The organism is Pseudomonas sp. LY-1 (assembly GCF_053502595.1).
In genome coordinates, this window is record NZ_CP094353.1 from 718,184 (window position 1) to 739,997 (window position 21,814).

At 62.8% G+C, this 21,814-nt stretch carries 17 protein-coding genes and 1 pseudogene; 9 read left to right on the forward strand and 9 right to left on the reverse strand.

Features of this window, described 5'->3' with window-relative positions; genetic code table 11:
• Positions 1-81 precede the first annotated feature (81 nt).
• The 8 genes and pseudogenes from MOQ67_RS03190 to MOQ67_RS03225 all read left to right on the forward strand — a co-directional run.
• A pseudogene (locus MOQ67_RS03190) lies at positions 82-1,335 on the forward strand (type IV pilus secretin PilQ); the annotation flags it as partial.
• 4 nt (positions 1,336-1,339) lie between these two features.
• Positions 1,340-1,858 carry a shikimate kinase AroK gene (gene aroK, locus MOQ67_RS03195; protein WP_026140392.1) on the forward strand — a complete coding sequence of 173 codons (519 nt, stop codon included), beginning with the start codon at positions 1,340-1,342 and terminating at the stop codon, positions 1,856-1,858.
• Positions 1,859-1,983: 125 nt separating this feature from the next.
• Positions 1,984-3,084: a 3-dehydroquinate synthase gene (aroB, locus tag MOQ67_RS03200; protein WP_017849857.1), complete on the forward strand. Its 1,101-nt coding sequence runs from the start codon at positions 1,984-1,986 to the stop codon at positions 3,082-3,084.
• A 10-nt stretch (positions 3,085-3,094) separates the two neighbouring features.
• Entirely contained in the window at positions 3,095-4,657 is a 1,563-nt protein-coding gene (locus MOQ67_RS03205) for an SPOR domain-containing protein (protein WP_198718318.1), read from the forward strand.
• Between the two features lie 351 nt (positions 4,658-5,008).
• Positions 5,009-9,454 carry a glutamate synthase large subunit gene (gene gltB / locus MOQ67_RS03210; protein WP_046384965.1) on the forward strand — a complete coding sequence of 1,482 codons (4,446 nt, stop codon included), beginning with the start codon at positions 5,009-5,011 and terminating at the stop codon, positions 9,452-9,454.
• 32 nt (positions 9,455-9,486) lie between these two features.
• Complete coding sequence (locus MOQ67_RS03215) at positions 9,487-10,905, forward strand: FAD-dependent oxidoreductase (protein WP_017849854.1); 1,419 nt, start codon at positions 9,487-9,489, stop codon at positions 10,903-10,905.
• Between the two features lie 241 nt (positions 10,906-11,146).
• Positions 11,147-12,214 carry a uroporphyrinogen decarboxylase gene (gene hemE / locus MOQ67_RS03220; RefSeq protein WP_017849853.1) on the forward strand — a complete coding sequence of 356 codons (1,068 nt, stop codon included), beginning with the start codon at positions 11,147-11,149 and terminating at the stop codon, positions 12,212-12,214.
• A gap of 198 nt (positions 12,215-12,412) precedes the next feature.
• Entirely contained in the window at positions 12,413-12,922 is a 510-nt protein-coding gene (locus MOQ67_RS03225) for a cytochrome b/b6 domain-containing protein (RefSeq protein ID WP_017849852.1), read from the forward strand.
• 11 nt (positions 12,923-12,933) lie between these two features.
• On the opposite strand, the gene MOQ67_RS03230 is transcribed toward MOQ67_RS03225, so the two are convergent.
• Positions 12,934-14,202: an MFS transporter gene (locus tag MOQ67_RS03230; protein WP_104904080.1), complete on the reverse strand. Its 1,269-nt coding sequence runs from the start codon at positions 14,200-14,202 to the stop codon at positions 12,934-12,936.
• Positions 14,203-14,326: 124 nt separating this feature from the next.
• Between MOQ67_RS03230 and MOQ67_RS03235 the strand changes: the two genes are divergently transcribed.
• The gene (locus tag MOQ67_RS03235) at positions 14,327-15,241 is read left to right on the forward strand and encodes a LysR family transcriptional regulator (protein WP_017849850.1); all 915 of its coding nucleotides are present in this window, start codon (positions 14,327-14,329) and stop codon (positions 15,239-15,241) included.
• A gap of 108 nt (positions 15,242-15,349) precedes the next feature.
• On the opposite strand, the gene MOQ67_RS03240 is transcribed toward MOQ67_RS03235, so the two are convergent.
• The 8 genes from MOQ67_RS03240 to MOQ67_RS03275 are packed head-to-tail and all read right to left on the reverse strand — an operon-like array spanning position 15,350 to position 21,802.
• On the reverse strand, positions 15,350-15,745 hold the full coding sequence (locus MOQ67_RS03240; RefSeq protein ID WP_017849849.1) for a hypothetical protein: 396 nt from the start codon (positions 15,743-15,745) through the stop codon (positions 15,350-15,352).
• A 27-nt stretch (positions 15,746-15,772) separates the two neighbouring features.
• On the reverse strand, positions 15,773-16,999 hold the full coding sequence (locus MOQ67_RS03245; protein WP_046384962.1) for a beta-ketoacyl-ACP synthase: 1,227 nt from the start codon (positions 16,997-16,999) through the stop codon (positions 15,773-15,775).
• Entirely contained in the window at positions 16,999-17,727 is a 729-nt protein-coding gene (fabG, locus tag MOQ67_RS03250) for a 3-oxoacyl-ACP reductase FabG (RefSeq protein ID WP_057003639.1), read from the reverse strand. The genes MOQ67_RS03245 and fabG overlap by 1 nt, the downstream gene beginning before the upstream one ends.
• The gene (locus tag MOQ67_RS03255) at positions 17,724-18,185 is read right to left on the reverse strand and encodes an ApeP family dehydratase (RefSeq protein WP_198718319.1); all 462 of its coding nucleotides are present in this window, start codon (positions 18,183-18,185) and stop codon (positions 17,724-17,726) included. The genes fabG and MOQ67_RS03255 overlap by 4 nt, the downstream gene beginning before the upstream one ends.
• Entirely contained in the window at positions 18,182-19,348 is a 1,167-nt protein-coding gene (locus MOQ67_RS03260) for a beta-ketoacyl-[acyl-carrier-protein] synthase family protein (protein WP_198718320.1), read from the reverse strand. The genes MOQ67_RS03255 and MOQ67_RS03260 overlap by 4 nt, the downstream gene beginning before the upstream one ends.
• Positions 19,345-19,827: a hypothetical protein gene (locus MOQ67_RS03265; protein ID WP_046490803.1), complete on the reverse strand. Its 483-nt coding sequence runs from the start codon at positions 19,825-19,827 to the stop codon at positions 19,345-19,347. The genes MOQ67_RS03260 and MOQ67_RS03265 overlap by 4 nt, the downstream gene beginning before the upstream one ends.
• The gene (locus tag MOQ67_RS03270) at positions 19,824-20,558 is read right to left on the reverse strand and encodes a class I SAM-dependent methyltransferase (protein ID WP_017849843.1); all 735 of its coding nucleotides are present in this window, start codon (positions 20,556-20,558) and stop codon (positions 19,824-19,826) included. Before MOQ67_RS03270 ends, MOQ67_RS03265 begins: the two co-directional genes overlap by 4 nt.
• Positions 20,555-21,802, reverse strand: coding sequence for an NAD(P)/FAD-dependent oxidoreductase (locus tag MOQ67_RS03275; protein WP_026140390.1), 1,248 nt, complete (start codon positions 21,800-21,802; stop codon positions 20,555-20,557). Before MOQ67_RS03275 ends, MOQ67_RS03270 begins: the two co-directional genes overlap by 4 nt.
• Between the last annotated feature and the right edge of the window lie 12 nt (positions 21,803-21,814).

The window sequence follows — 21,814 nt, forward strand, 5'->3', positions numbered from 1 at the left end:
ACGGCACCGATGGCTGCTGCTGTGCCCAATCGTGTGGATCTGATCCAGCTGCCGCCTCCCGGCGGTGCGGCATCAGGTACCTATACTGGCGACAAGCTGAACCTCAACTTCCAGAACATCGAACTGCGCGCCGTGTTGCAGCAGATTGCCGATGTGGCGGGCCTGAATCTGGTCGCCAGTGACGATGTGCAAGGTTCGATCACCCTGCGGCTCAAGGACGTGCCTTGGGATCAGGCGCTGGAACTGGTGTTGCAAAGCAAGGGGCTGGACCAGCGGGTAAAGGCCGGGGTGCTGTTGGTGGCGCCCGCCGACGAGTTGGCCGCGCGCGAGCTGCTGACGCTGGAGTCGCGCAAGCAGATGGCTGAACTGGCGCCATTGCGGCGCGAACTGTTGCAGGTCAATTACGCCAAGGCTGCGGACCTGGCCAAGTTGTTCCAATCGGTGACCGGCCTGGAAGGCGCCACCGACGAACGCGGCTCGGTGGCGGTGGATGACCGCACCAATAACATCATTGCCTACCAGACCGGCGAACGCCTGGAAGAGCTGCGACGCATCGTGGCGCAGTTGGATATTCCGGTGCGCCAGGTGATGATCGAGGCGCGGATTGTCGAGGCCAATGTCGACTACGACAAAAGCCTGGGCGTGCGCTGGGGAGGGCGGATCAATCGCGGCAACTGGGGCGCCGGCGGTGTCGAGAAACCTCCGGAGCCAGGCACCGAGCCTGTGGAAAACCCGTCCGGCTCGCCCTTTGTCGACTTGGGGGCGCTCACCAACACTTCTGGCCTGGGTGTCGCGTTTATCACCGACAACCTGCTGCTGGACCTGGAACTGACCGCGATGGAAAAAACCGGCAACGGCGAGATTGTCTCGCAGCCCAAGGTGGTCACGTCCGACAAGGAGACCGCGCGCATCCTCAAGGGCACCGAGATTCCCTATCAGGAATCCAGCTCCAGCGGCGCCACCTCGGTGTCGTTCAAGGAGGCTTCGCTGTCCCTGGAAGTCACCCCGCAAATCACCCCCGACGACCGCGTGATCATGGAGGTCAAAGTCACCAAGGATGAGCCGGATTACCTGAACAAGCTCAACGACGTACCGCCGATCAAGAAAAACGAGGTCAACGCCAAGGTGCTGGTCAGGGACGGCGAGACCATCGTCATCGGCGGAGTTTTCTCCAATACCCAAAGCAAAGTGCTAGATAAAGTGCCATTTTTGGGCGATGTGCCGTATCTTGGCCGCCTTTTCCGGCGCGATGTGCTGGCAGAAAAAAAATCCGAGCTGCTGGTATTCCTGACTCCGCGTATTATGAATAACCAGGCGATTGCTGTGAGTCGTTGATTCTGTGCGAAATTTGATTCTTGTAGGACCGATGGGTGCTGGAAAAAGCACCATCGGCCGTTTGCTGGCCAAAGAGCTGCGCCTGCCATTCAAAGACTCCGATAAGGAAATTGAAGTGCGCTCGGGTGCCAATATCCCGTGGATCTTCGATAAGGAAGGCGAACTGGGCTTTCGTGACCGTGAGCAGGCGATGATTGCCGAGCTGTGCGCTTGCGATGGCGTGGTCCTGGCGACCGGCGGCGGTGCCGTGATGCGCGAGGAGAACCGCCGGGCATTGCATGCCGGTGGTCGGGTGGTCTATCTGCATGCGTCGGTCGAGCAGCAGGTGGGGCGCACCGCGCGTGATCGCAATCGCCCACTGCTGCGCACCGCCGACCCGGCAAAGACCCTGCGGGATCTGCTGGCGCTGCGCGATCCGCTGTATCGGGAAATCGCCGATCTGGTGGTGGAAACCGATGAGCGGCCACCTCGGATGGTGGTGCTCGACATTCTCGAGCGCCTGCAACGGCTGCCACCCCGTTAAAGCCAGGCCCGAAATGCGCTATTCTCGGCGGCGCGTCATCACCCTGTGGGGTGTGGCGTAGAGCCATCAGGCGACGTCGGATCACGACGTTGCCGGTCGTTAATACATCTTCAACGCGGGGACACATGCAGACACTTAAGGTCGATCTAGGCGAGCGCAGCTACCCGATCCATATTGGCGAAGGTCTGCTCGACCAGCCCGAGTTGCTCGCACCGCATATTGCCGGGCGGCAAGTGGCGATCATCTCCAACGAAACGGTCGCGCCGCTGTATCTTGAGCGTCTGAGCCGCAGCCTGGCGGCGTACTCGGTGATCTCCGTGGTGCTGCCCGACGGCGAAGCCCACAAGAACTGGGAAACCCTGCAACTGATCTTCGATGGCCTGCTGACCGCACGCCATGACCGGCGCACCACCGTGGTCGCCCTCGGTGGCGGCGTGATTGGTGACATGGCCGGTTTTGCGGCCGCCTGTTACCAGCGCGGCGTGGATTTCATCCAGGTGCCGACCACCTTGCTGTCCCAGGTCGATTCGTCGGTGGGTGGCAAGACTGGCATCAACCATCCGCTGGGCAAAAACATGGTGGGCGCGTTCTACCAGCCCCAGGCTGTGCTGATCGACACCGCGACCCTCAACACCTTGCCCCCGCGCGAGCTGTCGGCGGGCCTGGCGGAAGTCATCAAGTACGGGCTGATCTGCGACGAGCCGTTCCTGACCTGGCTGGAAGAACATGTCGACGCCCTGCGCGCGCTGGACCAGGTGGCGCTGACCGAAGCGATCTCCCGTTCCTGTGCGGCCAAGGCGCTGGTGGTGAATGCCGACGAACGGGAGTCCGGTGTACGGGCCACCTTGAACCTGGGCCACACCTTCGGCCATGCGATCGAAACGCACATGGGCTATGGTGTGTGGTTGCATGGGGAAGCCGTAGCGGCTGGCACAGTGATGGCATTGGAGATGTCGCAACGCCTGGGCTGGATCAGCGCCCAGGAGCGGGATCGGGGCATCCGCCTGTTCCAGCGCGCCGGGTTGCCGGTGATCCCGCCCGAGGAAATGAGCGAGGCGGATTTCCTCGAACATATGGCGATAGACAAGAAAGTGATCGACGGTCGACTGCGACTGGTGCTGCTGCGCCGCATGGGCGAAGCGGTGGTGACCGACGATTATCCGAAAGAGATTCTACAGGCCACGCTGGGAGCGGATTACCGCGCCCTGGCCCAGCTTAAAGGTTAATAAGAGCCCGATGACTAGTTTGCATGCCGACGAGGCGTTCCTCGGCCATTACCAGTTAAGCCACGACCCCTTCGCTCCACGGGTGCCTGGTTTCAAATTCTTCCCTGCGCAGCGCAAGTCGGTGCTCGGGCAGTTGCATCACCTCGCGCGCTACAGCCAGCTGTTGCTGGTCGTCACCGGCCCGCTGGGCAGCGGCAAGACCCTGCTGCGCCAGGCGCTGGTCGCCAGCACTAACAAGCAATCGGTGCAAAGCGTAGTGGTGTCGGCGCGTGGCGCCGGCGATGCTGCGGGCGTGCTGCGTCAGGTGGCCCAGGCCCTGGACGTTGCCAGCGCCGAGCCGAATGCGATTCTCAAGCAAGTGGTGCAACTGGGCCTGACCGGCCAGGAAGTCTACCTGCTGGTGGACGACGCCGAGCAGCTTGACGAGTCGGCCCTCGAAGCGCTGCTGGCGCTGGCAGCGGGTACGCCGGAAGGTCGTCCGCATGTGTTCCTGTTCGGTGAATCGTCCCTGATAGCCGCTCTGGAGCAGATCAGCGGCGAGCAGGAGCTGTTCCACGTCATCGAATTGCAGCCGTATGAAGAGGAAGAAACCCGCGAATATCTGGCACAACGCCTCGAAGGCGCCGGGCAGGGCATCGAACTTTTCTCCGCTCAGCAGATCTCTGATATTCACGAAAGCTCCGACGGCTGGCCTGGCACCATCAACCAGGTTGCCCGCGATGCGATGATTGAAGCCATGATTGCCAGCCGCTCTGCGGTCAAGCGTCCAAAGATGGGGTTCACTATGCCTAAAAAGCACGTATTGGCTATTTCCGCCGTTGTCGTGGTCGCTGTCGCCGCCGCCTGGTTGATCCCGGGTCGCAGCAAGGCACCGACGCCTGCCGGCGCGCCAACCGAACAGGCGCAGTTACCACTGGGTAAACCCACGCCGAATGTCGAGTTCGCCAACTCCGGCCAACCGACCAACCTGCCGATGGTCGGTCAGCCTGTCATGCGCGGCCCGCTCGCCGAAGCGGCCGGCGGTATCTCCGAAGGCGACGACGGCGTGCCAGTGGAAGGCTCCAGCAGCACACCGCCGACCGTGACTACCACCGCGCCGCCAGCGGGCGTGCCTGCCGGTCAACCGGCGGCAAAACCAACGCCTGTGCCTGTACCTGCGCCTACGGTCGCGGCCGCCAAACCGGCGCCCGTCGCCAAGCCGGTCGCGCCAGCGCCTGTCGCCAAGCCAGCTCCGGCCGCCAAACCGGCGGAAAAACCGGTGACTGTCGCCAAGGCCGGCGCCACCGGCAGCAGCTGGTACACCAGCCAGCCCAGCGGTAACTTCGTGGTGCAGATCCTCGGCACCAGCTCTGAAGCCAATGCTCAAGCCTTCGTCAAAGAGCAGGGCGGCGAGTACCGTTATTTCAAGAAGGTGCTCAACGGCAAGCCGCTTTACGTGATCACTTACGGCAGCTTCTCCAGCCGTGCCGCCGCCGATACCGCTATCAAAGCCTTGCCAGCGAAGGTTCAGGCTGGTAAACCTTGGCCTCGCACTGTTGCCAGCGTTCAACAAGAACTGGCAGCAACTCGCTGAAGATTCGGCGGCCTTACCCAGGCCGCCCTCCCGGCACCTCAAAAAAAACCGCAAGTGCGTGCAGCCCTCAAGGCCGCGCGCATTGTGGTGTCTGCGTCACAGTGGCTTTTGAGTCGTAGCGGTCAAAATTAAAAAAGTTTTGACTAGCACAGCATATCGCTTTAAACCTTTCATAAATGCGACATAGATTTGCGACATCTCGTCGCTAAATTTGTGAGCGTCTGTGTCGGTGTGTACAATGACCTCCCTTTTGCCCCTGCAAAGCCGGCGAACGTTCGGCGTGGAAGGTAACTGGTTGAATTGAAAAGAAATTTGCCTCGATATAAGAGGCAGCCTGGTGAGAAAGTGTCTATGAAAGCAGGTCTGTACCAACCCGATGAATTCAAGGATAACTGCGGTTTCGGCCTGATTGCCCATATGCAGGGCGAGCCCAGTCATACCCTTTTGCAAACGGCCATCGAGGCCCTGACCTGCATGACCCACCGCGGTGGGATCAACGCCGACGGCAAGACCGGTGACGGTTGTGGCTTGCTCATTCAAAAGCCCGACTTGTTCCTGCGCGCCATCGCCAAACAGCATTTCGCGGTCGAGCTGCCCAAGCAGTACGCCGTGGGCATGGTGTTTTTCAACCAGGACCCGGTCAAAGCCGAAGCCGCTCGCGAGAACATGAACCGCGAAATCCTCGCGGCCGGCCTGCAACTCGTCGGCTGGCGCAAAGTGCCGATCGACACCAGCGTGCTCGGCCGCCTGGCCCTGGAGCGCCTGCCGCAGATCGAACAAGTGTTCATCGCGGGCGACGGCCTGAGCGACCAGGACATGGCGATCAAGCTGTTCACCTCGCGTCGTCGCTCGTCCGTGTCGAATGCCGCCGACACCGACCACTACATCTGCAGCTTTTCGCACAAGACCATCATTTATAAAGGCCTGATGATGCCGGCGGACTTGACCGCCTTCTATCCGGACCTGAGCGATGAGCGCCTGCAAACCGCGATCTGCGTGTTCCACCAGCGCTTTTCCACCAACACCCTGCCGAAATGGCCGCTGGCCCAGCCATTCCGCTTCCTCGCCCACAACGGCGAGATCAACACCATCACCGGCAACCGCAACTGGGCCGTGGCCCGTCGCACCAAGTTCGCCAACGATTTGATGGACCTGGAAGAGCTCGGCCCGCTGGTCAACCGCGTCGGCTCCGACTCCTCCAGCATGGACAACATGCTCGAACTGATGGTCACCGGCGGCATCGACCTGTTCCGTGGCGTGCGGATGATCATTCCGCCTGCGTGGCAGAACGTCGAGACCATGGACCCCGATCTGCGGGCGTTCTATGAGTACAACTCGATGCACATGGAACCGTGGGACGGCCCGGCCGGCGTGGTCATGACCGACGGCCGCTACGCGGTGTGCCTGCTCGACCGTAACGGTCTGCGCCCGGCGCGTTGGGTCACCACCACCAACGGTTTCATCACCCTCGCGTCGGAAATCGGCGTGTGGAACTACCAGCCGGAAGATGTGATCGCCAAAGGCCGCGTCGGCCCTGGCCAGATCCTCGCCGTGGACACCGAAACCGGGCAGATCCTCGACACCGATGCGATCGACAACCGCTTGAAGTCCCGTCACCCGTACAAGCAATGGCTGCGCAAGAATGCCCTGCGCATCCAGGCGACCATGGAAGACAACGACCACGGTTCGGCGTTCTACGACATCGACCAGCTCAAGCAGTACATGAAGATGTACCAGGTCACGTTCGAAGAGCGCGACCAGGTGCTGCGTCCGCTCGGCGAGCAAGGCTACGAGGCGGTCGGCTCGATGGGCGACGACACGCCGATGGCCGTGCTGTCCCAGCGCGTTCGCACGCCATACGACTATTTCCGCCAGCAGTTCGCCCAGGTGACCAACCCACCGATCGACCCGCTGCGTGAAGCCATCGTGATGTCCCTGGAAGTGTGTCTCGGCGCCGAGCGCAACATCTTCCAGGAATCGCCTGAGCACGCCTCCCGTGTGATCCTCAGCTCGCCGGTCATTTCCCCGGCCAAGTGGCGTTCGCTGATGACCCTGGAGCGTCCGGGCTTCGACCGCCAGATCATCGACCTGAACTACGACGAGAGCCTCGGCCTTGAAGCCGCGGTGCGCAATGTCGCGGACCAGGCCGAAGAAGCCGTGCGCGCCGGGCGTACCCAGATCGTGCTGACTGACCGTCACATCGCACCGGGCAAGCTGCCGATCCACGCCTCCCTGGCCACCGGCGCGGTCCATCACCGCCTGACCGAAAAAGGCCTGCGCTGCGACTCCAACATCCTCGTGGAAACTGCCACCGCCCGCGACCCGCACCACTTCGCGGTGCTGATCGGTTTCGGCGCTTCGGCGGTGTACCCGTTCCTCGCCTACGAAGTGCTCGGTGACCTGATCCGTACCGGTGAAGTGCTGGGCGACCTCTACGAGGTGTTCAAGAACTACCGTAAAGGCATCACCAAGGGCCTGCTGAAGATCCTGTCGAAGATGGGCATCTCCACCGTCACTTCCTACCGTGGCGCGCAGTTGTTCGAGGCCATTGGCCTGTCGGAAGAAGTCTGCGAGCTGAGCTTCCGTGGCGTACCGAGCCGCATCAAGGGTGCGCGTTTCGTCGACATCGAAGCCGAGCAGAAAGCCCTGGCGGCCGAAGCCTGGAGTGCGCGCAAGCCGATCCAGCAAGGCGGCCTGCTCAAGTTCGTACACGGTGGCGAGTATCACGCCTACAACCCGGACGTGGTCAGCACCCTGCAAGCTGCCGTGCAGCAGGGCGACTACGCCAAGTTCAAGGAATACACCGCGCTGGTGGATAACCGTCCGGTGTCGATGATCCGCGACCTGTTCAAGGTGAAAACCCTGGATACGCCGCTGGCCCTCAGCGAAATCGAACCGCTCGAATCGGTCCTCAAGCGCTTCGACTCCGCCGGTATTTCCCTGGGCGCCTTGTCGCCCGAGGCGCACGAAGCCCTGGCCGAAGCCATGAACCGCCTGGGTGCGCGTTCCAACTCCGGCGAAGGCGGCGAAGACCCGGCGCGCTATGGCACCATCAAGAGCTCGAAAATCAAGCAAGTGGCGACTGGCCGTTTCGGTGTAACCCCGGAATACCTGGTCAACGCCGAAGTGCTGCAGATCAAAGTCGCCCAGGGCGCCAAGCCCGGTGAAGGCGGCCAGCTGCCAGGCGGCAAGGTCAATGGTCTGATCGCCAAGCTGCGTTATGCGGTGCCGGGCGTGACCCTGATTTCGCCGCCGCCGCACCACGACATCTACTCGATCGAAGACTTGTCGCAGCTGATTTTCGACCTCAAACAAGTCAACCCGCAGGCCCTGGTCTCGGTGAAACTGGTCGCCGAAGCCGGCGTGGGCACCATCGCCGCCGGTGTGGCCAAGGCCTATGCCGACCTGATCACCATCTCCGGCTACGACGGCGGCACCGGCGCTTCGCCGCTGACCTCGATCAAGTACGCTGGCGCACCGTGGGAGCTGGGCCTGGCCGAGACGCATCAGACCTTGCGCGGCAACGACCTGCGCGGCAAGGTCCGGGTGCAAACCGACGGCGGCCTGAAAACCGGCCTCGACGTGATCAAGGCCGCGATCCTCGGCGCCGAAAGCTTCGGCTTCGGCACCGCGCCGATGATCGCCCTGGGCTGCAAATACCTGCGCATCTGCCACCTGAACAACTGCGCCACCGGCGTCGCCACTCAGAACGAGAAGCTGCGCAAGGATCACTACATCGGCACCGTCGACATGGTGGTGAATTTCTTCACCTACGTCGCCGAAGAAACCCGTGAGTGGCTGGCCAAGCTGGGCGTGCGCTCCCTCGAAGAGCTGATCGGCCGCACCGATCTGCTGGACATCCTCGAAGGCCAGACCGCCAAGCAACAACACCTGGACCTGACGCCGCTGTTGGGCAGCGATCATATCCCGGCAGACAAGCCACAATTCTGCCAGGTGGACCGCAACCCACCGTTCGACAAAGGCCTGCTGGCCGAGAAGATGGTCGAGATGGCCGCTTCGTCGATCAACGACGCCAGCGGCGGCGAATTCAGCCTGGACATTTGCAACTGCGACCGCTCCATCGGCGCACGCATCTCCGGCGAAATCGCGCGCAAGCACGGCAACCAAGGCATGGCCAAGGCGCCGATCACCTTCCGCTTCACGGGCACCGCGGGCCAGAGCTTCGGCGTGTGGAACGCCGGCGGCCTGCACATGTACCTGGAAGGTGACGCCAACGACTACGTGGGCAAGGGCATGACCGGCGGCAAGCTGGTGATCGTTCCGCCTAAAGGCAGCGTCTACAAGACCCAGGACAGTGCCATCATCGGCAACACCTGCTTGTACGGCGCCACCGGCGGCAAGCTGTTCGCCGCGGGTACCGCCGGTGAGCGTTTCGCCGTGCGTAACTCCGGTGCCCACACCGTGGTGGAAGGCACTGGCGATCACTGCTGCGAGTACATGACCGGGGGCTTTGTCGCGGTACTGGGCAAGACCGGTTACAACTTCGGTTCGGGCATGACCGGCGGTTTCGCCTACGTGCTCGACCAGGACAACACCTTCGTCGACCGGGTCAACCACGAGTTGGTCGAGATCCAGCGGATCAGCGGCGAAGCGATGGAATCCCACCGTAACCACTTGCAGCACGTGCTGGACGAGTACGTCGAGGAAACCGGCAGCGAATGGGGTCGTAACCTCGCCGAGAACCTTGATGATTTCCTGCGTCGTTTCTGGCTGGTCAAGCCCAAGGCTGCCAACCTGAAATCGTTGCTTTCCAGCATCCGTGCCAACCCGCAGTGATATGCGCCTGAAGAGTTTGATGAGGTTTTAACATGGCTGAACGTCTGAATAACGACTTCCAGTTCATCGATGTCGGGCGCAAAGATCCGAAGAAGAAACTGTTGCGTCAACGCAAGAAAGAGTTCGTGGAAATCTACGAACCCTTCAAACCCCAGCAGTCGGCCGACCAGGCCCACCGCTGCCTGGGGTGCGGTAACCCGTATTGCGAATGGAAGTGTCCGGTACACAACTTCATTCCCAACTGGCTGAAACTGGTGGCCGAGGGCAACATCCTCGCCGCCGCCGAGCTGTCGCACCAGACCAACACCCTGCCGGAAGTCTGCGGCCGGGTGTGCCCGCAGGACCGTCTGTGCGAGGGTGCCTGCACCCTCAACGACGGTTTTGGCGCGGTGACCATCGGTTCGGTGGAGAAGTACATCACCGACACCGCCTTCGCCATGGGCTGGCGCCCGGACATGTCCAAGGTCAAGCCGAACGGCAAGCGCGTCGCGATCATCGGCGCGGGCCCGGCGGGCCTGGGCTGTGCCGACGTGCTGGTGCGTGGCGGCGTGACCCCGGTGGTGTTCGACAAGAACCCGGAAATCGGCGGCCTGCTGACCTTCGGCATCCCCGAGTTCAAGCTGGAAAAAACCGTGCTGAGCAATCGTCGTGAAGTGTTCACTGGCATGGGCATCGAGTTCCGCCTGAACACCGAAGTCGGCAAAGACGTGACCATGGAACAACTGCTCGCCGAATACGATGCGGTGTTCATGGGCATGGGCACCTACACCTACATGAAGGGCGGCTTTGCCGGCGAGGACCTGCCGGGCGTGTACGACGCGCTCGACTTCCTGATCGCCAACGTCAACCGCAACCTGGGCTTTGAAAAGTCGCCGGAAGACTTCATCGACATGAAAGGCAAGAAGGTCGTGGTGCTGGGCGGTGGCGACACCGCGATGGACTGCAACCGCACCTCGATCCGCCAGGGCGCCAAGTCGGTGACCTGTGCGTATCGTCGTGACGAAGCGAACATGCCAGGCTCGCGCAAAGAGGTGAAGAACGCCAAGGAAGAAGGCGTGAAATTCCTCTACAACCGCCAGCCGATCGCGATTGTCGGTGAAGACCGCGTCGAAGGCGTGAAGGTGGTCGAGACCCGTCTCGGCGAACCGGACGCCCGTGGCCGTCGCAGCCCTGAGCCGATCCCGGGTTCCGAAGAGATCATCCCGGCCGACGCCGTGGTCATCGCCTTCGGCTTCCGCCCAAGCCCGGCGCCGTGGTTCGAGCAGTTCCAGATCCAGACCGACAGCCAGGGCCGCGTCGTCGCCCCGGAACAAGGCCAGTACAAGCACCAGACCAGCAACCCGAAGATCTTCGCCGGTGGCGACATGGTGCGCGGCTCTGACCTGGTAGTGACGGCGATCTTCGAAGGCCGCAACGCCGCCGAAGGTATCCTGGACTACCTGCAGGTCTGACCCATTTCATCTTTGAAATGTGGCCAAAATGTGGGAGGGGGCTTGCCCCCGATAGCGGTAGTCCAGTTAAAGATACAGAGACTGACACACTGCAATCGGGGGCAAGCCCCCTCCCACATTTGGTTTTGATGTGCCCAAGAGATTGTCGTAAATCAACCCGATAGATAAAAGGCACGGCTCATCCCGTGCCTTTTGCGTCGCGCTCTGAGAAAATGCCCGTACTTTTTTTGCGGATGCCGACATGACTGCCCTCAAGAACGACCGTTTCCTTCGTGCCCTGCTCAAGCAGCCCGTAGACGTCACCCCTGTGTGGATGATGCGTCAAGCCGGTCGCTACCTGCCGGAATACCGCGCCAGCCGCGCCCAGGCCGGCGACTTCATGAGCCTGTGCATGAACCCGGAGTTCGCCTGCGAAGTCACCCTGCAGCCGTTGGACCGCTACCCGGAGCTGGATGCGGCCATCCTCTTCTCCGATATCCTCACCATTCCTGACGCCATGGGCCAAGGCCTGTACTTCGAGACCGGCGAAGGCCCGCGTTTCAAGAAAGTCATCAGCACCCTGGCCGACATTGAAGCGCTGCCGATCCCGGACCCGCACAAAGACCTCGGTTACGTGATGGACGCCGTCAGCACCATCCGCCGCGAGCTCAATGGCCGCGTGCCGCTGATCGGTTTCTCCGGCAGCCCCTGGACCCTGGCCACCTACATGGTCGAAGGCGGCTCGTCGAAAGACTTCCGCAAGACCAAGGCCATGCTCTACGACAACCCGCAGGCCATGCACCTGCTGCTGGACAAGCTGGCGCAGTCGGTCACCTCGTACCTCAACGGCCAGATCATGGCCGGCGCGCAAGCGGTGCAGATCTTCGACACCTGGGGCGGCAACCTGTCGGCGGCGGCGTACCAGGAGTTCTCCCTGGCCTACATGCGCAAGATCGTCAGCGGCCTGATCCGCGAACACGAAGGCCGTAAAGTGCCGGTGATCCTGTTCACCAAGGGCGGCGGCCTATGGCTGGAAAGCATCGCCGATGCCGGCGCGGATGCCCTGGGCCTGGACTGGACCTGCGACATCGGCGACGCCCGCCGTCGCGTCGGCAACCAGGTTGCGCTGCAAGGCAACATGGACCCGACTGTGCTGTACGCCAAGCCAGAAGCCATCTGCACTGAAGTCGGGCGCATCCTGGCCAGCTACGGCAAGGGCAGCGGGCATGTGTTCAACCTGGGTCACGGCATTACGCCGGAAGTGAACCCGGAACATGCCGGCGCGTTCTTGCGCGCGGTGCATGAGTTGTCGGCGCAGTATCACGAGTAACCAGCGTCCCCGCCTGAATCGAGCCCCCGTCTGCCCGGCAGGCGGGGGCTCGTTGCGCTTCAGCTCTTGTTAAGTCCTGCCTTGGTAGTCTGTGGTCTTTAGGACTTCTCCTACGGCTGCCGTTGTCCGCCCAAGAAAAAATCCTGCCCAACTTTTCCACTCGCCAGTGATTGGCGTCCGTTGTCAGGTGATCGCTGGATGAATACCGCTGACTATTCAACGTGCCAGAAACTGCTGCATTGGGTTTCGGCCGTCATCATCGTGTGGGCGCTATTGTCAGGTTCTGTCGTGGCGATATTCGCCGTGCCGGCCTCGGTCAAAGCGTGGGTGTTTTTTTTCAATGTGTCATTGACCACCCTGTACATCCCGGTGTTTGTCGTGCGGGTTTATTGCTCCTTTACCCACGGCCTGGATTTTTCCGTCAGGCGTTCACCACGGGAATACCTGGCGCTATGGGTGCATAAGGCCATGTATGTGGTGTTGGCAATGGTGCTGGCAACAGGGGTACTGATGATGGATCGCCCGATCAACCTCTTTAACCTGGTCTCCTTCGCACCGTTTCACAGTGACCCGGCCAGCATCGTCTGGTACTCCCGCGTGCATGTGCTGTCCTGCGTGGCCTTGTTGCTGATGCTGGTGATGCACATCGGTGCCGTGGTTATGCACGAGCGCCGGGGCAAGCGGGTGATGGTGCGGATGTCGTTCTAGGGCGCTGCGCCTCAAGCCGAGGCCAGCGGCGGCAATTTCGCCAACTTCAACGCCACCAGCAACGCGCCGAGCAACAGCGCGACGATAAACCCGCCAATCCCGTTCCACCCGGCCAAATGCCAGAAGAACCCCCCCGTGGTGCCGGCGACGCTTGACCCCGCGTAGTAGCAGAACAGGTACAGCGACGACGCTTGCCCCTTGGCTTTCACCGCGCGACGGCCGATCCAGCTGCTGGCCACCGAGTGCGCGCCGAAGAAGCCGAAGGTGAACACCAGCATGCCGGGTATCACCAGCCACAGCGGAGTGAACAGGGTCAGGCCGATGCCGCCAAGCATCGACACGATGGTGGCCCACAGCACACGGCGGCGGCCGAGGCGGTCGGCCAGCGCGCCGATTTTCGCCGAGCTGTAGATGCCCGAGAGGTACACCAGCGACAGCAGGCCGACCACGGCCTGGCTCAGGTCATACGGGTCGGCCAGCAGGCGATAGCCGATGTAGTTGAACATTGTCACAAACGCGCCCATCAGCAGGAAGGCTTCGAGGAACAACCACGGCAGGCCCGCGTCCTTGAAGTGCATGACGAAGCCGTCCACCAGGCTGCGCGGCTTGAGGCTGCTGGCGCGGAAGTTGCGCGATTCGGGGAGGATTTTCCAGAACACCGTCGCGGCGATCAGGGCCAGGGCGCCGATGATCAGCACGGCGGTGTGCCAACTGACAAAATCGATCAATACGCCGATGATCAGGCGCCCGCTCATGCCGCCGATGGCGTTACCGCCGATGTACAGGCCCATGGCCAGGCCGATGTGCTGCGGGTGGATCTCTTCGCTCAGGTAGGTCATCGCCACGGCGGCCAGACCACTCAGCGACAGCCCCAGCAGCGCGCGCATCAGCAGAATCCCTTCCCAACTCGGCATCAGGCCGCTGGCGATGGTGGACAGGGCGGCACAGAACAACGCGGCGACCATCACCGGCTTGCGCCCCAGGGTGTCGGAAATCGGCCCGGTGATCAGCAGGCCCAGGGCGAGCATCGCCGTGGACACCGACAGCACCAGGCTGCTTTGCGCCGCGTTGATGGAAAATTCGTGGGACAACGCCGGCATCATCGGCTGCACGCAATACAGCAGGGCAAACGTCGCGAAGCCGCCGCAGAACAGCGCCAGCACGGTCCGCATGAACATCGGTGTGCCTTTTTCGATGTACGTGTCAGTGAGCGGCTCCACCCTCTTATCCAGGGCAATCGGCGGGACTTCTTGAGCGAATGGAGCGACAGCAGATTTCACGGAGACCTCGGGGAGGAAAAGCCTGCCAGGACCGGCAATGCAAAAAAGAATATAGCTGCCTAATGATTCTTTCCAATATATTGTTCGACCTGTTTGATAGCTTTAACGACCTAATGAGGCTGCTATGGAATTACGTCACCTGCGGTACTTCATTGCCGTCGCCGAAGAGCTGCATTTTGGCCGGGCCGCGCAGGTGCTGGGCATCTCGCAACCGCCTCTGAGCCAGCAGATCCAGGCGCTGGAGCACGAGGTGGGCGCGCGTTTGTTCGAGCGGACCAACCGTCGGGTCGAACTGAGCGAAGCCGGGCGCTTGTTCCTGCACGAGGCGCGACTGGTGCTGGCGCAAGTCGATAAAGCCGCGGATGTGGCACGCCGGGCGCAGTTGGGTGAGCTGGGCGAACTGAAGATCGGCTTCACGTCGTCGGCGCCGTTCAATTCGAGCATCCCCCAGGCGATCTTTGCGTTTCGCCAGGCGTTCCCGGCGGTCCACCTGAGTTTGCAGGAAATGAGCAGCACCGAGGTGGCCGAGTCGCTGGTGGATGAGTCGATCCAGGTCGGCTTGATGCGGCCGTTGCCGTTGCCAGACTCGCTGAGTGTGGTGGAGTTGATGCGCGAACCTTTGGTGGCGGTGCTCAACGCCGATCATCCCTTGGTGCAAGGCAGCGAGCGGGGCTTGCACCTGGCGCAGTTGGCCGAGGAGCCGTTCGTGTTTTTCCCGCGCAGCTACGGCAGCGGTCTCTACGCGCAACTGCTCAACCTGGCCCGCGACGCCGGCTTCAGCCCGCGCTTTGCCCAGGAAGCCGGGGAGGCGATGACGATCATCGGGTTGGTCGCGGCGGGGTTGGGCGTGTCGGTGCTGCCGGCGTCCTACCAGCGCATCCGCATCGATGGCGTGGTCTATCGCACCCTGCTCGACCAGGAGGCGGTGACGGCGGTGTGGCTGGTGCAGCGCAAGGGCGCGCAAACGCCGATGGCGCAGGCGTTCGTGGAGTTGTTGACGCGTAAGGCGGCGGTTCGCAGCGCGCTTGGGGGACGGTGAGTTCAGCTGTGTTTTACCAGCGCTTGCAGAGCCAGGCAGGACGCGGCGATGACAAGCCAACAGGTTTGTGAAGAGGGCGCCGAACGGCGCCCTTTGTCGTTTCCGGGGTTACTGCATCCCCGCCGAACGCAACCCCGCCATGATGTCCCGATCCAGCATGCTCACCCAACGGTTGTAGTTGCGATGGATCTTGCCGTCCTTGTAGCCCAGGTCGCGGCTGTCGCGGTAGGTGATCGCGTAGCTGTTGCGGGTGTAGCGGATGTCGATGGCGGCGTAGAACTGATTGCGCACGGTGATCTCGGCCTGCACCAGTTGCGGGCTCAGGCGTTGCACGGTCCACTCGCGTTTTTGCAGGGCGGTGACGATCACCTGTTTGACTTGTTCTTCGCTGACCTGGGCACCCGCCGGCAAGTCGTGCTGGGTGTTGAGCACCGGTTTGCTGGTGCAACCGGCGCCGGTCAGCAGGGCCAGGGTGATCAGGGTGGCGCGTAGCAAGGAAGACATTCCGTTTTCTCCAATCGATGTAAAAAGTCAGGACCAGCGGCGGAAGATCAACGAGGTGTTGACGCCGCCGAAGGCAAAGTTGTTGTTCATCACGTAGTCGTGATGCATCTCGCGAAACTCACCTTGCAGGTAATCCAGCTCGCCGCACTGCGGGTCGACGGAATCCAGGTTGAAGGTGTGTACGTACTGGTCGCGGTTCATCATCTCGATGCTGAACCACGACTCCAGCGCCCCGCACGCGCCCAGGGTGTGGCCGAGGAAGCTCTTCTGCGAGCTGATGGGCATGCGGCTGCCGAACAGGCTGTTGGTGGCCAGGGTTTCGGCGATGTCGCCCTGGTCGGTGGCGGTGCCATGGCCGTTCACGTAGCCGATGACCGAGGGCTCGAGCCCGGCGTCTTCCAGGGCCAGCTCCATGGCGCGGCGCATGGTTTTCTGTTCCGGGCGCGTGGTGTGCTGGCCGTCGGCGTTGCTGCCGAAACCGACAATTTCGGCGTGGATATGCGCGCCACGGGCCAGGGCGTGTTCCAGTTCTTCGAGTACCAGCATGCCGCCGCCTTCGCCGATCACCAGGCCGTCGCGGCCGCTGTCGTAGGGGCGCGGGCTGGTCTGTGGCGCATCGTTCTTCAGACTGGTGGCGTAGAGTGCGTCAAACACCATGGCTTCGGTGGGGCACAGCTCTTCGGCGCCGCCGGCAAGCATCAGCGGCAGGCGTCCGAACTTGATCGCCTCATAGGCATAGCCGATGCCCTGGCTGCCGCTGGTGCAAGCGCTGGACGTGGGAATCAAGCGCCCGGTGAGGCCAAAGAAGATGCTGATATTCGCCGCCGTAGTGTGGGGCATCATGCGGACATAGGAGTTGGCGTTCAGCCCCTCGGCCACCGAGTTGAGCAGCATGTTGCCGAACGCCTTGATCTCGTCGGTGCTGCCGGTGGACGAGCCGCAGGCCACGCCCATGCGCCCGTCCTTGATCGACTCGTCACCGAGCAAGCCGGCGTCTTTCAGCGCCTGCTCCGCCGCCCACACCGCCAGGCGCGATACGCGGCCCATGCTGCGCAGTTGCTTGCGGGTCCAGTGCGCGGGCACGACGAAGTCGTCGATCGGCCCGGCCAGGCGCGTGTTCAATTCGCTGAAACGGTCCCACTCGTCCATGCGCCGGATGCCGCTGCGGTTGGCGCGAAAGTTGGCGGCGATGGTGTTCCAGTCGCTGCCCAGGGAGGTGATGCCGGCCATGCCGGTTACGACCACGCGCTTCATCAGCACAGACCTCCGTTCACGGCCAAGACCTGGCGGGTGATATAGCCGGCTTCGGCCGACATCAGGAAATTCACCGCGCCGGCCACTTCTTCCGGTGTGCCCATGCGCTGCGCCGGGATCATTTTCATCAGCTCTTCGACCGGTACGTTTTCATCGAGCATCGCGGTGTCGATCAGGCCCGGTGCGACGCAGTTGACGGTGATCTTGCGCTTGCCCAGCTCGATGGCGAGGGCCTTGGCCGCGCCGATCAGGCCGGCCTTGGAGGCGCTGTAGTTGACCTGGCCGCGATTGCCGATCAGCCCGGACACCGAGGTGATGCACACGATACGCCCGGCCGCGCGACGACGGATCATCGGCATCATCACCGGGTGCAGCACGTTGTAGAAACCGTCGAGGTTGGTACGCATCACCACGTCCCAGTCGTCTTCCGACAAGGCCGGGAACGCGCCGTCGCGGGTCAGGCCGGCGTTGAGCACCACGCCGTAATACGCGCCGTGTTGTTCCACGTCGGCTTCGAGGATTGCCTTGCACTCGGCCCGCTCGGAAACGTCGAATTGCAGCACCCGCGCCTTGCGGCCCAGGGCTTCGATCTCGACCTGCACCGCGTCGGCTTCTGCTCGACCGCTGCGGCAATGCAACACGATGTCGTGCCCGGCCTGCGCCAGGCGCAGGGCAATGGCGCGGCCGATGCCACGGCTGGAGCCGGTGACCAGTACGGATTCAGTCATGGCGTTTCGTCCTTCGATTCATCTAAATAGGTGGCCGCCAGGGGCGGTCGAAATACGTTCAAGCGGGCACTGGCGTGGATACCGTCGCCGGTCAGGTGGCATTCGAACACACCCATGCCGTTGTCGTCTTCCAGGGAGCGCAGGCCGTGGATGGTCAACTCGGCACCGGCCGGGAAGTGCTCCACGTTGCACTCGAACTTACGCGTGCCCAACAGGAAGCCCAGTTCCACCGCCTGGCCGTTCTGGCGCGCGCGGCAACCGGCATAGGCGGCAACGCTTTGCGCCATCAGCTCGATGCCGACCCAGGCCGGCAGGCTGCCGTCGGGGCGGTTGAACAAGCCACCGGGCTTGACGGTGAGGCGGGTGTGAATCTGCTCTTCGTCGAACGACAGCACCTGGTCGATCAGGATCATGTCGCCCGCGTGGGGCAGCAGTGCGGCGAGTGGCCAATCGATCATGGGGCCTCTGCGATAATCAGGCTGACATTATTGCCGCCGAAGGCAAACGAGTTGCTCATCAGGCAGCGTTTTTTCAAGGTGTCACCACGGCGTGCCCACTGCAAGGCGGGCAGCGCCGGGTCGGCCTGGCCGTCCCATACGTGGGGCGGCAGCCGGCCGTGGGCCAGGCTCAGCCAGCAGAACGCTGCTTCCAGTGCGCCGGCTGCGCCCAGGGTGTGGCCGCTCATCGGTTTGGTTGATGAACAGGCCACGCCGTCGGGGAACAGGTTGGCGACGGCCAGGCTTTCCATGGCGTCGTTGTGTTGGGTGGCGGTGCCGTGCAGGTTCAGGTAGCCGATCTGCTCTGGCTTCAAGCGCGCGCTGGCCAGGGCCTTGCGCATCGCCAGCAACGCGCCTTTGCCAGTGGGCTCCGGCGCGGAAATATGGTGTGCGTCGCAACTCGCGCCACTGCCCAGCAGCGCGATGGGGGCGGGCTCGCGAGTCATCAAAAACAACACCGCCGCTTCGCCGATGTTGATGCCGTTGCGGTTCACCGAAAACGGGTTGCAACGCTCGCTCGAGACCGCCTCCAGCGCGGTAAAGCCGTTAAGCGTCAGCTTGCACAGGCTGTCGACGCCGCCGCAGATCACCGCATCGCACAGGCCCAGCTCCAGCAGGCGCCGGGCACTCATCAGCGCGCGGGCACTGGAGGTGCAGGCGGTGGAAATCACATAGGCCGGGCCGCTCAGTTGCAGCCAGTCGGCGAGGAAGTTCGCCGGGGCGCTGAGTTCCTGTTGCTGGTAGTCGTAGTCGTCGGGGAACCGGTGATCGCTCAGGTAACGGGCAATGCCGCGACTGGCTTCGTCGATGCCCGAGGTGCTGGTGCCGAGCACAATGCCGACCCGCGCCGCGCCGTAGCGTTGGATCGCCTGGCAGATCTCGCTGTCGATCTGCAACGCGGCTTCGAGCAGCAACTGGTTATTGCGACTGCTCTGCTGGCCCAGCTCGGGCGGGATGGTCGCCAGTGCGCCCGGTACGCCGGCAACCGGCAATACCCGCTCCGGCACCCAACCGCTTTCGGCGCGCATGCCGGAGCAGTCGCCGGCAAACAGGCTGCGGCTGACGTCGGCCTGGCCGCGCCCGAGAGCGCAGATCACGCCGAGGGCATTCAGATACGCGGTCATCGCGCCATTCCCAGCGGGGTGATGCGATAGCTCAGCGGTTGCCCGCGCATGTTCACGCTGAACACCTCGGATGACTGATAGACGATTTGCCAATGGCCCGGCAGGGTGCGCGTCAGGTCCATCGCTTGGGCGTTCGGGTACAGCGCGCGGAGGTCATCCGCCGAAGTCAGTGCAAACAGCAACGCGGCGAACAGCTCGCGCGCCTGGGGATTGGGCGGCAGCAACCCGTCGGCCTGCCACTGGCCGTCGATCAGCTTCTGTCGGGCCTGGGGGATGCCCAGCGGGTCCATCATCGACCAGCGGATCGCGTTGCCTTCGCGCTGGATCACCAGCAACCAGTCCTGGCTCTGGCCGTCCGCCAGGCGCTGCACGTGCAGTTGCATCGGCAAGGCCAGGGCCGGGTTTTTTGCCGGCAATGGCGGTTGGCTGGCGCAGGCGCTCAGCAGCAACAGGCAGCCGATCAGCAGCGCACGCATCATGGCGCCGCGCTCGCCAGGGGTTTGCGCGCCACGCAGTTGACCAGGGTTTCTTCGCGCTGGCCCACCGGCGGTGCCTTGCGCAGGCCCCAGCGTTCCAGCAGGCCGAAATCGCTGGCCCGGCTCCACCACAAGTATGGGTAGGAGACGTTCTGCGCGCCGAATTCAAAGCCCTGCTCGTGCAGCATCTGCAGGTACTCTTCGGCGCTTTTCTGCACCTGCATGGGGTGGCGGAACAGCCAGCGAATCACCCAGGTGTCGATATAGGCTTCGGTGGACTCGGCAAACAGCAGATAGCCGCCGGGCTTGAGTACCCGGTAGAACTCTTTCAATGCACGGTGCTGCTCAACCAGATGATGGAAGGTCTGGTGGCAGAACAGGATATCGACGCTGGCGTCGGCGACGTCGAGGGTGGCGCAGTCGCTGCCGATCAGCTCGACGTCCAGCCCTTGGTGCGCGGCTTCCGCCTTGCTCAGCTCAAGGCTGTGCGGGTCGGCATCCAGCCCGATCAGGCGGGACGGCGCAAACACTTGCTGCAACAGCTTGAAGGATTTGCCCTGGCCGCAGCCGGCGTCCAGCAGTACCGGCGCCACCGGCAGCGGTTCGCTGAACAGGCTGCGCAGGTCGTTGATCGCCACGCGCAACACATGGTGCTGCCAGGTGTGGCTGCGCAGGAACCAGAAGCCGAACTTGGTTTCTTCGACGTAGTTCTTACTCAAGTACTGACTGCTCACACGGCATCCCCTGCACAAATTTCCGACAACATCCGCAACCGCCGCTTGGGCTCGCTGACAAACGGGTTGCGCTCGTCCCAGGCGTAGCCGGCGAGGATCGAACTGATCATCCGGCGAATCTCCGGCGAGCTGCCGGCGTGAAAAATAACATCCTGGAACGTCCCGGCGTACCAGCCTTCGACGTAGCAGCGGAAGGTGTCGACGCCGCGCTTCAACGGCTCGGCAAACTCGCGCTGCCAGTCCACGGTTTCGCCGTTGAGCTGACGATGCAGCACGCCCGCGGCCATGCTCGCCGAACGCATGGCGATGGTCACGCCGGAGGAGAACACCGGGTCGAGGAATTCTGCCGCGTTGCCCAGCAGCGCAAAGCCCGGGCCGTGCAAGGTTTTGACGTTGGCCGAGTAGCCGCCGATGGTGCGCGCGGGGGTGTCCCATACGGCGTTCTGCAGCACGCTGCTGAGGCTTGGGGTTTCGTCGATGAACCCGCGCAGGCACGCATCCAGGTCGTTGTCGCGGCCGGCAAAATGTTCCTTGGCCGCCACTACGCCCACGGAGCAGCGGCCGTTGCTGAACGGGATGGTCCAGAACCAGATGTCGCGCTGGGTCGGGTGGGTCGTCACGAGGATCTTGGTGCGGTCGAAGCCTGGGTGTTCGATGCGGTCCTCGACATGGCTGAACACCGCCTGGCGCAACGGGAAATCCGACGGCGCTTCCAGGTCCAGCAGGCGCGGCAGGACGCGGCCGTAGCCGCTGGCGTCGAGCACGAACTTGGCTTTGATGTGGTACTCGCTGCCGTTCTCCCGGCGCACATGCAGGTAGTGGGTTTCACCGCTGAAATCCACGCCGACGATGGTTTCGCCGTAACGGATGTCGACGCCTTGCAGCGCCGCCTGATCGGCCAGCAACTTGTCGAACTCGCCGCGCTGCACCTGGAAGGTGGTCGGTTTGCCGTGGCTGAACGTATCGCCGAAATCAAACGCACTGTAGCGCTCGCCCCAGGCGAATGCGGCACCGGTTTTCACCTGGAAACCCGCCGCCTGCACGGCGTCGAGCATGCCGGCCTCTTCGATAAAGTCGATGCAGTGCGACAGCAGGCTTTCACCGATCGAAAAGCGTGGGAAATGCTGGCGCTCGATAATCAATACATCATGCCCTTTACGCTTTAACAGCGCGGCAGCGATGGCACCGGACGGGCCGGCACCGATCACCACCACCTGGCGACGTTCCATTTCAACTATGGGCACGAGGGCTCCTTG